The sequence below is a fragment of the Variovorax sp. TLI9-5A genome (genome assembly GCF_056867935.1).
In genome coordinates, this window is record NZ_CP200310.1 from 1,993,284 (window position 1) to 2,006,371 (window position 13,088).

The following is a 13,088-nucleotide window of genomic DNA, read 5'->3' on the forward strand; positions in this document are numbered from 1 at the left end:
GGAATACACTGCCGCGAACCTTCCAACGCCGTCACCGGAGTGAAATGCCCGAACTCGACCGCATAGACCGCAAGATCCTCGACGTTCTGCAGCGCCAGGGGCGCATGTCGATGACCGAACTGGCCGAGCACATCGGCCTGTCGGCCTCGCCCTGCGCCGAGCGCGTGAAGCGCATGGAGCGCGACGGCGTCATCACCGGCTACCACGCCCACGTCTCGCCCGAGGCGCTGGGCCGCACGCTGCTGGTGTTCGTGGAAATCAAGCTCTCGGCCAAGTCGGGCGACGTGTTCGACAAGGTGCGCAAGGAGCTGCTGCACATGCCCGAGGTGCTCGAATGCCACCTGGTGTCGGGCAGCTTCGACTACCTCGTGAAGGCGCGGCTCAGCGGCATGAGCGAATACCGCCACCTGCTGGGTGACATCCTCAAGAAGTTGCCGGTGGCGGCCGAGTCGCACAGCTACGTGGTGATGGAAGAAATCAAGGAAACGCTGATGCTGGCGGTGGACCGCTGAATCGCTGAACCCATGAGCACGAACAACGACGTACCCGACATCACCATCCGGCCCTGGCGCCTCGACGACTTCGACGCGGTGAAGGCCATCCTCGACGACACCTTCGCCGGTACCTGGCTGCCGCAACTGACGCCCGATGCAGCCAAGGCCTACCGCGAGAGCGGCGAGCCCGTGGGCTACATCGACGAGAAGGGGCCGGACTTCTTCGTGGCCGAGATCGACGCAGAGGTGGTCGGCATGGTGCACTGGGAGCACGACTTCGTGCATGCCCTGCACGTGCCGGCCGTGCACCAGCGCAAGGGCATCGCCCGCGCCCTGATGGCCTTCGCCGAAGACGGCATGCGCGCCGATGGCGTGGCGCTGGCGCGGCTGGAAACCGACACCTTCAACACGCAGAGCCAGGGCTTCTACCTCGCACTCGGCTATCGCGAGGCCGACCGCTACCCCGATCTCGAATGGCACAGCGGCTTCACCACCATCCTTTACGTGAAGACGCTTTCTCCCCGAACCGCAACCCCTTCCCCGAGGACACACGCATGAGCATCTCGATCCGCCGCGACGGCATCAACGGCACGCGCCACATCCTGAAGATCCGCAACCACGAGATTCCGGTCGATGCATCGCCCGCCGGCGGCGGCAGCGACGCGGGCCCGGAGCCGCACGACCTGTACGACGCGTCGCTCGCGGCCTGCAAGGCGCTCACCGTGCTGATCTACGCGCGTCGCAAGGGCATTCCGGTGGAAGACATCGAGGTGGTGGTCGACCGCGATGACAGCGAGGAGCGCAAGGGCGTCTACCGCCTCAAGTCGGGCCTGCGCCTGAGCGGCAACCTCAGCGAGGCGCAGCGCGACGAGCTGCTGCGCGTGGCCGGCAAGTGCCCGGTGCACAAGCTCATGACCGAGGTGAAGACCGAGATCGAGACCGGCTGGGCGGACTGATCCTGCTCCTTGCGGTCACTGCAGCGTGCGATAGGTGCGCACCGCGCGCAGCAGCGCCCACAGGCCAGCCTCCGCCGGCACCTTCTTCTCGTTGAACGCGACGGCGATGTACACGTCGTCGGCCGGCACATAGGCCACGATGCTCGTGAAGCCTTCGATGCCGCCGCTGTGCCCGAGCATCAGGCCGGGGCCGTCGGGCACGTCGTAGAGCTGCACGCCCATGCCGTAGAACGAGTTGCTGCCCGCGTAGGGCCCGATCATCGCGGGCATGCCTGTGAACATGCGATGCACCGATTGGCCGGGCAGCACCTTGCCCGCGAGCAGGGCGTGCCAGAACACCGCGAGATCGCCGGCCGTCGATGCCAGTGCGCCGGCGGCGTAGGGCGTGGCGTACTGGTCGGGGGCATCGACCGGCCGTCCGGCCGCGTGGCCGGTGGCGACGGGCAACTCGACGCCTGGCTTGCGCATGACCGTGTGCGTCAGCGCCAGCGGTTTGATGAGCCGCTTCGCAAGGACATCCGCGAACGGCGCGCCGTCCACCTTCTCGACGATGACGCCGAGCATCGCGTAGCCGGTGTTGGTGTAGCTCCAGTTCGCGCCGGGGCAGAACTGCGGCTTCTGCGATGTACCGAGCGAGATGATTTCGGCGGGCGGGCGGTAGGCCGTGCCCAGCGAGGGCAGCGCGTTGAAGCTCACGAGGCCGCTGGTGTGGCGCAGCAGCTGCTCGATGGTGGTGAGCTTCGCGTTCGGCGCGTCGGGAAACCACTTGTCGATGGTGTCGTCGAGCTTCAGCTTGCCCTCCTCGACCAGTTGCAGCACGACGGCGGCCGTCAGCGTCTTGACTGTGCTCGCGACCTGGAAAGGCTGGTCGGGCACCACGGGCTGCGGCAGCTCCTTGCGAGCGAGCCCGCGCGTGGCGGACCAGGTGCCTTCGCCGGGAATCGCGACCGCCACGCTGGCAGCGGGTACATGCTGCAGCATCCTGTCGAGCGCGTCGCCGAGCGCTTTCTGGAGCGCGGCAGGCAGTTCGCCGTCGATGGAGCGTTTGAAGTCCTTCCGCCAGACCGCCTCGGGCGCCGAACGCATCGGCGGGCCGGCCCAGGAGGGCGAGGGCGTGCACGCCGTCTGCGCCATGCCCGGCGAAGCATGCAGGGTCGCGCACAGTGAAAGCAGCGCGGCCGCGGTCTTCGCCCGTGTCGTCGTCACTTCGCGGCCTCGGCCCGCGTGCGCGCGGCTTCCACGCGCTTGGCATGGCGATCGCCCCAGTCGGCCAGCGGCGCGAGCGCCGCATTGAGCGTGGCGCCCAGCTTCGTCTCCGAATACTCCACGCGCGGCGGCACTTCGTGGAACACCTCGCGGTGGACGATGCCGTCGGTCTCCATCTCGCGCAACTGCTGGATCAGCATCTTCTCGCTGATGTCGGGCAGCGCCCGCTTCAGCTCGCCGAAGCGCAGGGGCTGCACATGCAGCTCCCAAAGGATGACCGCTTTCCACTTGCCGCCGATGACGTCGAAGGCCGGGCCGATGCCGCAGTTGTAGGGTTTCCTGGATTTCATCTTCATCCCCATCAGTAGGTAATACATGCATTTTGGTAAGTACCTAACTTAATTGTAGGTACTTGACCATATAGGAGCCCAATTTCTACGATGCGTCCATCTTCATAACTAGCAACGAGCGAATCGTCATGAGCAGCAAGAGCAGTGACATCAAGGAAGTTGGCGTTCTGGGCCTGGGCGCCATGGGCGCAGCCATCGCGCAGATCTATCTGGACCAGGGCTACAAGGTCACGCTGTGGAACCGCAGCGCCGGCAAGGCCGACGCGCTGGTCGACAAAGGCGCGGTGCTGGCGCGCAGTGCGAGCGAGGCGGTGCGCGCTGCACGCGTGGTCGTGATGTGCGTCTACGACTACCGTGCCGCCGAGGCCATCCTCGCGATGGACGGCGTGGCCGCCGCCATGGACGGCCGCCTGCTGGTGCAGCTGACCACCGGCAGCCCGCAGGACGCGCGCGATGCGCAGGCTTGGGCGCACGAGCACGGTGCCGCATACGTCGAGGGCGCCATCCAGGCCGCGCCCGACCAGATGGGCAGGCCCGACACGCCGCTGCTGGTATCGGGCGCGCGCCCCGCGTTCGACGAAGCGCAGCCCTGGCTGGATGCACTGGCCGGCGGCATCGTCTACCTCGGCGAGGCCGCGAGCGCGGCGGCCGCGATGGACCTCGCCACCCTCTCCACCATCTACGGCACGATGCTCGGCTTCATCCATGGCGCGCGCATCGCCGAGCACGAAGGCTTCGACGTGGCCGAGTACGGCCGCATCGTCGCGGGCATCATGCCGACCTTCGCCGGCTTTCTTCAGCACGAAGGCTCCGTCATCCAGTCGGGCGATTTCGCGATCTCGCAGAGCCCGATGCGCATCTCGGTCGAGGCGACGCAGCGCATATTGCAGACGGCGCAGGACTCGGGCATCAGTACCGAGTTCCCGGTCTTCGCGGCGGGCATCTTCCGGCGGGCGGACGAAGCCGGCCTCGGCGGCGAGGAGCTCGCGGCGCTGATCAAGCTGCTGCGCGCGAAGGGCGTGCAGGCATAGCTCAGGCCCATGTCATGAACTGGATCGCGCGCAGCACTTCGGCTTCGCGTTCCATGATGAAGTCGGTGTGGTTGCAGTTGTCCAGGGTCAACCGGTTCGGGGTGTTCAGCGCCGAGACGAGCCGGTTCGAATCCGCGATGCGCGCGCGGCGGAAGACGCGCAGGTAGACCGCGGCATCCTTCTGTGTCTTCGCGTCGAGCGGCAGTTCGAGCCACGGGAACATGTCGCGGTTGTCCGAGGGCAGGGCAGTGACGACCAGCGAGGGCGCACGCACCGGCTTGTAGTCGGGCGAAAAGAAATGTCCGGCTGTTTCCATCGCTTCGCTCACTTCCTTGGGCGTTTTGATGCTCACGCTGCCATCGGCATGGATGTCGAGGCTGTCGCGCAGATCCGCTTCCATCGCTGGCCACCAGTTCTTCGACTTGCGGCGGAAGAATGCGATGGCTGCCTGCAGCGAACGGCCGTCTTCCGGTTTCGGATCGGGCTCTTCGAGCAGCGCGTTCTTCGGAGTGTCCTCGCCGCCGCTGTCGCCGTCCGCCGTGTAGTCGAAGGTGGTGTCGAGATAGACCAGTCCCTGTGTCCGCCCGGGATGCAGGCCCGCGAAGCGCGTGAGTTCGTTGCCCGCGATCGAATGGCCCACCAGCACCGCGCGCTGCACGCCCAGCGCATCGAGCACTGCCTTCAGGTCGGCAACCAGCGTATCCACCTCGTAATACTGCGTGGCGGTCTTCACCGGGATGGGCTTGTCCGAAAGGCCGTAGCCGCGCCGGCTGATCGCGATCACGCGCGACCTGGCGGCCAGCGCGGGCGCGAGGCTGTCGAAGTAGCGCGCATTGCCCCCGAGCCCGGCCAGCAGCACGATGACAGGCCCCGTGCTGCCGCCGGGCGGTTGCCAGTCGCGCACCTGCAGCGAGACTTCGGGTGTGGCCGACACCTTCACCCGGCGGTCGATGACCGTGGGCTTGCCGTTGCCAACCGTGCCGACTCCGCCAACCCCGACGCCGCCATGACCATGCCCGCCGCCACCGCAGGCCGCCAAGCTCGCAAGGCCGGTCAGGCCGATGGCATGGAGCATGTCCCGGCGCCGCAGGTGGTAGCGATCCGGTCGGGCAGTACGTGCCGGCAGGGAGGGCAATCGATTCACTTGGGTGTTCCGTTTCCGTTTGCAGGGAGAGCTCCAGTGTCCAGGCCGCACCTGAAGGCCTGCTTCGGCATTCATGAAGATTTCCTGAAGTAGGGCCTCGGCGCTTGGCAGATACTTCCGCCACATTCCGGAAACGGAGTGGTCAGTTCACGTGGAGGCTCATGAATCTCTTGCTTGTTGAGGACGACCTTGACCTCGGCAATGGCGTGCGCATCGCGCTGGCCAATCAAGGCATGGATGTGGTGTGGGTCCGCAGGCTCGACGACGCCCTGCGCACGCTCGATGGCGGCACTTTCGACATGGTGCTGCTCGACCTGGGCCTGCCTGACGGCGACGGGCTCGACCTGCTGTTCCGCCTGCGCCGCGACCGCCAGATATTGCCGGTGCTGGTGCTCAGCGCGCGCGACGCGCTCAACGACCGGCTGCGCAGCCTGGACGATGGCGCCGACGACTACCTGGTCAAGCCTTTCGCGCTGGCCGAACTGCTGTCGCGCGTCCGGGCGCTCGCGCGCCGCAGCTACGGCTTCAACGACGAGACCATCCGCATGCGCGGTCTGGCGCTGCACGAGCCTACGCGCGGCGTGATCGTCGACGGTGAGCCGGTCGAACTCTCGCGCTGCGAGTTCGACCTGCTGGCGCTGCTGCTCAAGAGAACCGGCCGCGTGGTCACGCGCCGCGTGATGGAAGAGCAGGTGCTGCCCGGTGGCCAGGCCAACGGCAGCAACTCGCTCGAAGTGCACATCTCCAACCTGCGCAAGAAGATCGGACAGGGCTACATCCGCACGGTGCGTGGCATCGGCTACGTGATCGACGTGCAATCGCTGGCGCGGAGCGCGCAGAAATGATTCAGGCGCTGGCGCAGCGCTGGAAGAACTGGAAACAACCTTCCCTGATGCGGCGCCTGCTGCTCGCGCAGATGGGCGTGGTCGCCTTGCTGTGGACCATGGCCATCGCGCTGCTGCTTTACGACTCCTACGAAGACCCCGAGCTGCTGAAGTTCGAGAAGATCTTCCAGACGGTGATTTCCATCGCGAAGAACACCGCCGACCGGCCCGACAAGCAGCAGGAAACCCTCGCCGCCTTCGACGCCGCGCTGCTCGAGACCATCGGCGACGGCGACGCGGCCTCCGACACCTCGCCCGTCATGCAGGTCTGGCAGGGCGACAGGCTGGTCTATCGTTCGACGGCGGCCGTGCCCGTCATCCTCAACACCGCGCCGAACCTCATCGAGACCGTGAAGGCGGGCAATCGCGAGTGGCGCGCGCGCACGATCGCCTCGCCCGACTCCGACATCCGCGTGATGCTGGCCGAGCCCAGCGTCTGGCGGCTCACCGTCACCGTGATGTATCGCGGCTACTACCTGCTGCCGTTGGTCATCAGCCTGCCATTCCTGGTTTTTCCCGCGTGGCTTTCGGTGCGCCTCGCGCTGCGGCCATGGCGCCGCGTGAGCCAGGAGACCGCCGAACGCGGTCCGGCCGACCTCACGCCGCTTTCATACACGCCGCCGCACAAGGAGCTGCAGCCACTGGTGCAGAGCATCAACAGCCTGCTGCAGCGGGTGCGCGACAGCACATCGCGCGAGCGCAGCCTGATCGCCGACGCCGCTCACGAACTGCGGACGCCGCTGGCCGCGATGCGCGTGAACGTGGAGGCGCTGAAGGAGCAGAGCACCGACGAGCACCAGCGCGAGCTCATGGGCAACCTGCTGCGCAGCAACGACCGCGCGGCGCGCCTGGTGGGGCAGCTGCTGCAGCTGATGCGCAGCGACGCGGTCTCGGACAACAGCCTGCCTGTGATGCTGTCGCTCGATGCGCTGGTGCAGGACCGCCTGGCCATGATCGAAAGCCTGGCCAGCTCGCGCAACATCGAACTGGAGCTGGTGTGCGAAGACCGCGTACCGGTGCTCGGCGAGCGCGAAAGCCTGGTCTCGATGGTCGACAACCTCATCAACAACGCCATCAAGTACAGCCCGCCCGACGGCACGGTGGTCGTGCATGTGTCTCGCGACGGCGCGCACGCCCTGCTGACGGTGGCGGACCAGGGCCCCGGCGTGCCGGCCGTGCTGCGCGAGCGTGTGTTCGACCGTTTCTTCCGCAACCCCGACCAGAGCCAGAGCGGCAGCGGGCTGGGGCTGGCCATCGTCAAGTCGGTGGTCGACCGGCACGGCGGCGAGGTGACGCTGGGTGAAACCGCGAGCGGCGGCCTGCTGGCCACCGTGCGGCTGCCGCTGGCCATGGCCGACGCGCCGCAGCCCATGCTGTGCAGCTGAAGCCTTCCCCGGTGCACGGCCAAAGGGCATAAAGGGCGTGGCCGGGCCCAAATTGGGGCGAGGAATTACACTACCCGGCGCTGTTTACAGGACACTTTCCCATGAAGTGGGTCATTCTTGCCATCTTCGCGCTCAGCGCGCTCTACGTTCATTTCCGCGGCCAGGTACGGCATCGTTTCTTCAGACAGCTCTCTGATCACTCGACCTTCCTCGCCCCGCTGAATGTCTTCATGTACCTTTTCTCGAAGGTGCCGGGTACGCCCTACCTGTCGCCCGCGGAGTTCCCCGAGATGCGCGTGCTCGAGGAAAACTGGGAAGTGATCCGCGAAGAAGCCCTGGCCATGCGCAACGGCGGCAGCATCAAGGCCTCGAACCAGTTCAATGACGTGGGCTTCAACTCGTTCTTCAAGAGCGGCTGGAAGCGCTTCTACCTGAAGTGGTACGACGATGCGCATCCCTCGGCCGCCGTGCTGTGCCCGCGCACCACCGAGCTGCTGAAGGGCATCGGCACCATCAAGGCCGCCATGTTCGCCGAGCTGCCACCCGGCAGCCGCCTCGTGCGCCATCGCGACCCCTTCGCCGGTTCGCTGCGCTACCACCTCGGCCTGTGGACGCCGGGCGTCGAGGGCTGCTACATCGACGTGGATGGCCAGCGCTACCACTGGCGCGACGGCGAGGCCGTGGTGTTCGACGAAACCTACATCCACTATGCCGAGAACACGACCGACCACGACCGCGTGATCCTGTTCTGCGACATCGAGCGCCCGCTGAAATACCGCTGGGCCAGCGCGGTCAACCGCTGGTTCGCGAAGAACCTGCTGGCCGCCGCCGCGTCGCCCAACGATGCCAGCGACAAGACCGGCGGCCTCAACCGCGCGTTCAAGTACATCTATCAGATCCGCGTGGTCGGCAAGCGCCTCAAGGCCTGGGACAAGCGGGTGTACTACCTTGTGAAGTGGGCCATCTTCGGTGGCCTGGCGCTCTGGATCTTCTGGTAGTCCACCTTCACGGCCGCGGCGCCGTGCCCTGGGCGTGCCGGCTGCGGGCATCACTACCTTTGCCGACACCGTTTCGTTGTGTCTCTCGAAGGGGTTGAGCGCACCGATGGGGGCCGTGCTCGCCGGCCCCGCCGACACCATCGGGCGCGCCAGGTGGCACCGCAAGCTGCTGGGCGGAAGCCAACGTCAGGTCGGGATCGCCGCTGCGGCGGGCTTGGTTGCCATCACCACCATGGTGGGACGGCTTGCCGACGACCACGCGCTGGAGGCCTTCAAGGCCGTTGCGCAGTCGAGCGCATCCTGAGCAACAACCTCAGGCCTCGTTCCACACCAGCCGTGCACGCGTAGTGCCCGCACAGCTCACCACGGCCGCGAGCAGCGTGCCGCCGAGCACATCGAGCAGCACATGCTGGCGCGTGGCCAGCGTCGAATAGACGATGCCGAAGGCCCACAGCACGTTGATCACGCGCAGCCATGACGGCGCCCGCACCTCACGCAACTGGCGCTCCAGCAGCATTGCGGTGAATACCGCGAACGCAACGTGCAGCGACGGAAAGGCATTGCCGCCCGCATCGGCGCTCTTGAGGAACTGCAGCGCCGGGTACTGCGTCCAGTCGACCGCGAATGCCGGCACCGCCGTCGGAAAGAACCGGAACACCACGAGGCCCAAGCCCGCCATCACCGCGGCATCGCGTGCGCAGGCCCACAGCTCGGTTTTGTCCTTCGCGAAGGCCGGTGCCAGCGAGATGTAGAACCACAGCGAGCCGTAGAGCACCATCGCGTCGTCGCTCACGCCCACCCAGTGGTCGAGGGGCGTGAGCGGCATCACCGTGGGCTCCGTCGACGGGTTGTGCATGACCCAGAAGTACAGGACGAAGAAGCCGGTAATGCCGACGGTGGTACCGATCATCTTCATCACCCAGAGCGTGGCGAACCGCCGGCCCAACGCCGCGTACCAGAGTGCGGAATGTGCGGGGGAGGAGGGCGCGGTGCGGGATGTCATCGGCGTTGCAGCTTATGCAACTGCATTGCGTGAACATTGCGCCGGCCGCAGGAAGGCCTCTCCTAGAATGACCGGCCTTGTCCCTCCGGCCTTTCCTTGGCCTCTCTTTCCCCGTACTCCCATGAGAATCCTGCTCGTCGAAGACGAAGTCGACCTGGCTCAAGCCCTGGCCTCGGCGCTGCGGCAGAACCAGGCGGTGGTCGATGTGGCGGGCTCGCTGCGAGAGGCCGAGGACTCGGCGCTGTCGGCACAGCACGACGTGATCGTGCTCGACCGGGGACTGCCCGATGGCGACGGCCTCTCGCTGGTGGCTTTCCTGCGCCAGAACGACATTCCCGCCGCTGTGCTGGTACTCACCGCCATGACCGATGTGGCGGAGCGCGTGCTGAGCCTCGATGGCGGCGCGGACGACTATCTTGCCAAGCCCTTCTCCATGGACGAGCTCATGGCGCGCGTGCGCGCACTGGCACGGCGCCCCGCGGTGCGCGCGAACCTTGTCATGACGCTGGGGCAGCTGCGCTTCGACCATCACACGCGGCAGGCCCATGTCGGCGAAGAGTGCCTCACCCTGCCGCGCCGCGAGCTGCTGGTGCTGGAGGCGCTGCTCGAGCACCGGGGCCGCACCGTGCTGCGCGAGGCCATGCAGGACCGCGTATACGGCCACGCGGATGACATTCAATCGAACGCGCTCGACACCCACGTCTCGCGGCTGCGCTCGAAGCTCGACAAGGCCGGCGCGCAGGTCGAGATCCATGCCATCCGCGGCGTGGGCTACCTGATCTGCGCGGCGCGCCCCGCGGCATGACGACGCAATGACGACATGAGGCAAGGCCTGCTCTCGCTGCGCTGGCAGCTCATCTGGAGCCTGATCCTGCTGCAGGTGGTGGTCGGCACGCTGGTGATGGGCGGCTTTCTCGGCCTGGCCTGGGTGCTGGGCCGCGTGGTCGACGAGACCGGGCAGGAAACCATCACGGCCATCCAGCGCGCGCTGGTACGCGGCCCCGATGGAAAGCTGATGGTCGAGCACACGCCGGAGGTGCGGCGCCTGCTGGAGGCCGACCCGCCGTTCTGGTTCATCGCACGCGACAGCCAAGGCTCGGAACTGCGCAACGGCGACGTGCCGGCCATCTACGCCGCGCTCTTCAATTCGCTCGACGGCATGGAGCGCATGGCCATCAACCCGGAGAGCGACAACACCCGTCCCAAGGCCCGCTTCGAACGTGTGGACACGCGCGCGGGCCCGGTGGCCGTGATGACGCAGACCGGCAGTCCGCTGACCGTGAAGAACACGGTCAAGGGCACCGCCATCGCCTTCCTTTTCCTGGTGGCGCCGATGGCGCTGGTGACCTGCCTCGGCGTGATCCTCGCCACACCCTTCGTCGTGAAGCGCGGCCTCAAGGGCGTCGTGGCCACGGCCGAGCATGCCGAGAGCATCGACGTGCACGAACGCACCACGCGGCTGCCGCTGGCCAACGTCGCGAGCGAGATCCGCCCGCTGGTCAACGCCGTGAACCGCGCCTTCGACCGGCTCAACGAGGGCTACGACCGGCAGGAGCGCTTCCTGGCCGACGCCGCGCACGAGCTGCGCACGCCCATCACCACGCTGCAGATCCATCTCGAAGGCCTGCAGGACGGCGCGCTCAAGGTGAAGCTCCTGCAGGCATCGGCGCGGCTCGCCACGCTCGCCGAGCAACTGCTCGACCTGCAGCGGCTGGACCACGTCGCTGCGCACGACCGGCAGCAGGTGGACCTGAAGGCGCTGTGCGAGCGCGTGGCGGGCGACATCGCGCCGCTGGCCATCATGAACCGATGCACGCTGTCGGTGGAAGCGCCCAAACCGTTGTGGGTGCGCGGCGATGCGCCCTCGCTGGAGCGTGCGCTGAGCAACCTGATCCAGAACGCCATCGAGCATGGCGGGCAGGGCTGCGACATCCAGGTGCGGCTGTGGGAGCCCTCGGGCTTCGAGGTGCTCGACTCCGGGCCCGGTATTCCCGAGGCCGACCGCGAGCGCGTGGTGGCGCCTTTCCACCGGCTGGTGCCGCGCGGACGCGGTGCCGGGCTGGGCCTGCATCTCGTGGCCGAGGTCGCGCGCCTGCACGGCGGTCAGCTCACCATCGGATCGAGCGAATCGGGCGGAGCGAAGATGCGGCTGGAGCTGAACCTCGACCTCTGAGCGCGCGGTTGCAGGGCTCCGAGAACCATTGCGCGACGAGTTGCCCCAGCAGGCCCGAGGCCGCGACCACGGCGACGAACCACAGCGGAGTCCACGCGGGCGATGCGCCCAGCCACTGGAAGAACCATGCGCCGGGAATCACCACGAACATGTGGCCCAGGTAGACCTCGTAGCTGTTGCGTCCGAACCAGCGCAACGGCGCGGCAATTGCACCGGCGCACCATTTCCACGGTCGCCAGTGCGCCGCGACCAGCACCAGCGCGACGCCCAGTTCCAGCAGCGTCACCTGCAGTCCGAAGCGCGTGAGGCCCAGTTGGTGCACCTCTTTGCGGAAGCAGAAAACCACCGCGCTCAACACAAGGCCGGTCAGGAGCACGGCATGCCGTACGGCCGCAGCCGGAGCGCGCGGCATGCGATGCGCGAGCAGTGCGGCGAGGCAGCCGAAGGCAATGCCATCCATGCCAGAGAGGTACGAATGATCCTGCCAAAGCTCGTTGTCGCTGAACACGCTGCGCGCCAGCGGCCCGAGCACGATGGGCACGACCAGCAGCAAGGCCAGCCGACGTTCGCTGCCGCAAAGCACGCACACGAGCGGAAAGCAGAGATAGAAGACCTCCTCCACCGACAGCGACCACAGCACGCCCCACGGCCCCGGCAGATAGCCGACCTGCGCCTCCAGCCAGTTGATGTGCAGCCCCAGCGCCGCCAGCAGCGGCCGCCACAGCGAGACCTTGGACGTGTCGAGCGCGAACCATGCGCTGCCCGCGATGTGCAGCGCCGAAAGCACCACGAGCAGCAGCAACAGCGGCGGCAGGATGCGCGCCGCGCGAAAGCGGTAGAACGCCGTTGGCCGGACGCGCGAAAGGTCGCCCCAGCGCCGTACCGACGCGCTCGTGATCAGATAGCCCGAGACCACGAAGAACACGATCACCGCGTAGTAGCCGCTGCGGAGCAGGATGCCCCCGACCAGCGGTCCCATCCATTGGGCGAGCTCCGGCGGCCCGAAGGGAATGCGCAGGTTGGCGTGCAGCAGCACCACGAAGATCGCGGGCAGCCCGCGCAGCAGATCGACATGCGCCAGGCGCGCAAGCGGGGCGGAAGATGCCATCGCGCGATTCTGTGGTCGCTGGCCGCACGGCGGCTGAAGGGCTCCTGAAGCACCGACAATGGGGCCTGCCGCCATGCCTCTCGCCGACCAAGACCTTCTCCCCGATCGACCTCGCCAGCGCACAGGCGTTGATCGATCGCGTCCGTGCGCAGCTCGATGCCGAAGGGCTTGCGATGCGCGCGCCGCCGCCCGAGCCCACTACTTGCTGCGGGCGAGGCTGCAACGGCTGCGTGTGGGAAGGCTGGCTGGCCGCCGTGGCCTACTGGCGCGACGAGGCCTCGCTGCTGCTCGACTGAAGCACAGTACGCGCGACCTCGGTGCGCTTTCCCGGGAGGCTGCCCCGTCGGGCTGCGGTT

General features: G+C 67.2%; 15 protein-coding genes and 1 pseudogene. 11 read left to right on the plus strand and 5 right to left on the minus strand.

Going from position 1 to position 13,088, the window contains the following annotated elements; translation table 11 throughout:
• The first annotated feature begins 44 nt into the window (after positions 1-44).
• The 3 genes from AC1VNX_RS09735 to AC1VNX_RS09745 are packed head-to-tail and all read left to right on the plus strand — an operon-like array spanning position 45 to position 1,450.
• Positions 45-512, plus strand: coding sequence for a winged helix-turn-helix transcriptional regulator (locus tag AC1VNX_RS09735; protein ID WP_019656974.1), 468 nt, complete (start codon positions 45-47; stop codon positions 510-512).
• A gap of 12 nt (positions 513-524) precedes the next feature.
• Positions 525-1,052, plus strand: coding sequence for a GNAT family N-acetyltransferase (locus tag AC1VNX_RS09740; protein ID WP_483156516.1), 528 nt, complete (start codon positions 525-527; stop codon positions 1,050-1,052).
• Positions 1,049-1,450 carry an OsmC family protein gene (locus AC1VNX_RS09745; RefSeq protein ID WP_483156517.1) on the plus strand — a complete coding sequence of 134 codons (402 nt, stop codon included), beginning with the start codon at positions 1,049-1,051 and terminating at the stop codon, positions 1,448-1,450. Before AC1VNX_RS09740 ends, AC1VNX_RS09745 begins: the two co-directional genes overlap by 4 nt.
• A 15-nt stretch (positions 1,451-1,465) precedes the next feature.
• Here the strand turns inward: AC1VNX_RS09745 and AC1VNX_RS09750 are convergent, their stop codons facing one another.
• Together AC1VNX_RS09750 and AC1VNX_RS09755 are read right to left on the minus strand one after the other, a co-directional pair.
• Complete coding sequence (locus tag AC1VNX_RS09750; protein WP_483156518.1) at positions 1,466-2,656, minus strand: serine hydrolase domain-containing protein; 1,191 nt, start codon at positions 2,654-2,656, stop codon at positions 1,466-1,468.
• Positions 2,653-3,006 carry a winged helix-turn-helix transcriptional regulator gene (locus AC1VNX_RS09755; RefSeq protein ID WP_483156519.1) on the minus strand — a complete coding sequence of 118 codons (354 nt, stop codon included), beginning with the start codon at positions 3,004-3,006 and terminating at the stop codon, positions 2,653-2,655. Before AC1VNX_RS09755 ends, AC1VNX_RS09750 begins: the two co-directional genes overlap by 4 nt.
• Positions 3,007-3,134: 128 nt before the next feature.
• On the opposite strand from AC1VNX_RS09755, the gene AC1VNX_RS09760 reads away from it, so the two are divergent.
• On the plus strand, positions 3,135-4,037 hold the full coding sequence (locus tag AC1VNX_RS09760; protein WP_483156520.1) for an NAD(P)-dependent oxidoreductase: 903 nt from the start codon (positions 3,135-3,137) through the stop codon (positions 4,035-4,037).
• Between the two features lies 1 nt (position 4,038).
• Here AC1VNX_RS09760 and AC1VNX_RS09765 read toward each other — a convergent pair whose 3' ends face one another.
• The gene (locus AC1VNX_RS09765) at positions 4,039-5,112 is read right to left on the minus strand and encodes an alpha/beta fold hydrolase (protein ID WP_483156521.1); all 1,074 of its coding nucleotides are present in this window, start codon (positions 5,110-5,112) and stop codon (positions 4,039-4,041) included.
• Positions 5,113-5,342: 230 nt separating this feature from the next.
• Between AC1VNX_RS09765 and AC1VNX_RS09770 the strand changes: the two genes are divergently transcribed.
• From AC1VNX_RS09770 to AC1VNX_RS09785, 4 genes and pseudogenes are all read left to right on the plus strand, one after another.
• Positions 5,343-6,026: a response regulator gene (locus tag AC1VNX_RS09770; protein WP_483156522.1), complete on the plus strand. Its 684-nt coding sequence runs from the start codon at positions 5,343-5,345 to the stop codon at positions 6,024-6,026.
• A complete protein-coding gene (locus AC1VNX_RS09775; RefSeq protein ID WP_483156523.1) occupies positions 6,023-7,450 on the plus strand; it encodes a sensor histidine kinase in 1,428 nt (475 codons plus the stop codon). The genes AC1VNX_RS09770 and AC1VNX_RS09775 overlap by 4 nt, the downstream gene beginning before the upstream one ends.
• 101 nt (positions 7,451-7,551) lie before the next feature.
• Positions 7,552-8,448: a lipid A hydroxylase LpxO gene (lpxO, locus tag AC1VNX_RS09780; RefSeq protein ID WP_483156524.1), complete on the plus strand. Its 897-nt coding sequence runs from the start codon at positions 7,552-7,554 to the stop codon at positions 8,446-8,448.
• Between the two features lie 25 nt (positions 8,449-8,473).
• A pseudogene (locus tag AC1VNX_RS09785) lies at positions 8,474-8,710 on the plus strand (beta-eliminating lyase-related protein); the annotation flags it as partial.
• Positions 8,711-8,761: 51 nt separating this feature from the next.
• Here the strand turns inward: AC1VNX_RS09785 and AC1VNX_RS09790 are convergent.
• Positions 8,762-9,451, minus strand: coding sequence for a phosphatase PAP2 family protein (locus AC1VNX_RS09790; RefSeq protein ID WP_483156525.1), 690 nt, complete (start codon positions 9,449-9,451; stop codon positions 8,762-8,764).
• A 121-nt stretch (positions 9,452-9,572) separates the two neighbouring features.
• On the opposite strand from AC1VNX_RS09790, the gene AC1VNX_RS09795 reads away from it, so the two are divergent.
• The gene (locus AC1VNX_RS09795; protein WP_483156526.1) at positions 9,573-10,256 is read left to right on the plus strand and encodes a response regulator; all 684 of its coding nucleotides are present in this window, start codon (positions 9,573-9,575) and stop codon (positions 10,254-10,256) included.
• Positions 10,257-10,271: 15 nt separating this feature from the next.
• Positions 10,272-11,624, plus strand: a complete 1,353-nt coding sequence (locus AC1VNX_RS09800) for a sensor histidine kinase (RefSeq protein ID WP_483156527.1) — start codon at positions 10,272-10,274, stop codon at positions 11,622-11,624.
• Here AC1VNX_RS09800 and AC1VNX_RS09805 read toward each other — a convergent pair.
• On the minus strand, positions 11,560-12,732 hold the full coding sequence (locus AC1VNX_RS09805; protein ID WP_483156528.1) for an acyltransferase family protein: 1,173 nt from the start codon (positions 12,730-12,732) through the stop codon (positions 11,560-11,562). The genes AC1VNX_RS09800 and AC1VNX_RS09805 overlap by 65 nt on opposite strands.
• On the opposite strand from AC1VNX_RS09805, the gene AC1VNX_RS09810 reads away from it, so the two are divergent.
• A complete protein-coding gene (locus AC1VNX_RS09810; protein ID WP_483156529.1) occupies positions 12,726-13,028 on the plus strand; it encodes an oxidoreductase-like domain-containing protein in 303 nt (100 codons plus the stop codon). The genes AC1VNX_RS09805 and AC1VNX_RS09810 overlap by 7 nt on opposite strands.
• Positions 13,029-13,088: the final 60 nt, after the last annotated feature.

Coding starts and splice junctions, on each gene's coding strand:
- AC1VNX_RS09790 (WP_483156525.1), bottom strand. CDS start 9,451: ATGACATCCCGCACCGCGCCCTCCTCCCCCGCACATTCCGCACTCTGG.
- AC1VNX_RS09810 (WP_483156529.1), top strand. CDS start 12,726: ATGCCATCGCGCGATTCTGTGGTCGCTGGCCGCACGGCGGCTGAAGGG.
- AC1VNX_RS09775 (WP_483156523.1), top strand. CDS start 6,023: ATGATTCAGGCGCTGGCGCAGCGCTGGAAGAACTGGAAACAACCTTCC.
- AC1VNX_RS09795 (WP_483156526.1), top strand. CDS start 9,573: ATGAGAATCCTGCTCGTCGAAGACGAAGTCGACCTGGCTCAAGCCCTG.
- lpxO (WP_483156524.1), top strand. CDS start 7,552: ATGAAGTGGGTCATTCTTGCCATCTTCGCGCTCAGCGCGCTCTACGTT.
- AC1VNX_RS09755 (WP_483156519.1), bottom strand. CDS start 3,006: ATGAAATCCAGGAAACCCTACAACTGCGGCATCGGCCCGGCCTTCGAC.
- AC1VNX_RS09760 (WP_483156520.1), top strand. CDS start 3,135: ATGAGCAGCAAGAGCAGTGACATCAAGGAAGTTGGCGTTCTGGGCCTG.
- AC1VNX_RS09765 (WP_483156521.1), bottom strand. CDS start 5,112: ATGCTCCATGCCATCGGCCTGACCGGCCTTGCGAGCTTGGCGGCCTGC.
- AC1VNX_RS09735 (WP_019656974.1), top strand. CDS start 45: ATGCCCGAACTCGACCGCATAGACCGCAAGATCCTCGACGTTCTGCAG.
- AC1VNX_RS09800 (WP_483156527.1), top strand. CDS start 10,272: ATGAGGCAAGGCCTGCTCTCGCTGCGCTGGCAGCTCATCTGGAGCCTG.
- AC1VNX_RS09745 (WP_483156517.1), top strand. CDS start 1,049: ATGAGCATCTCGATCCGCCGCGACGGCATCAACGGCACGCGCCACATC.
- AC1VNX_RS09740 (WP_483156516.1), top strand. CDS start 525: ATGAGCACGAACAACGACGTACCCGACATCACCATCCGGCCCTGGCGC.
- AC1VNX_RS09770 (WP_483156522.1), top strand. CDS start 5,343: ATGAATCTCTTGCTTGTTGAGGACGACCTTGACCTCGGCAATGGCGTG.
- AC1VNX_RS09805 (WP_483156528.1), bottom strand. CDS start 12,732: ATGGCATCTTCCGCCCCGCTTGCGCGCCTGGCGCATGTCGATCTGCTG.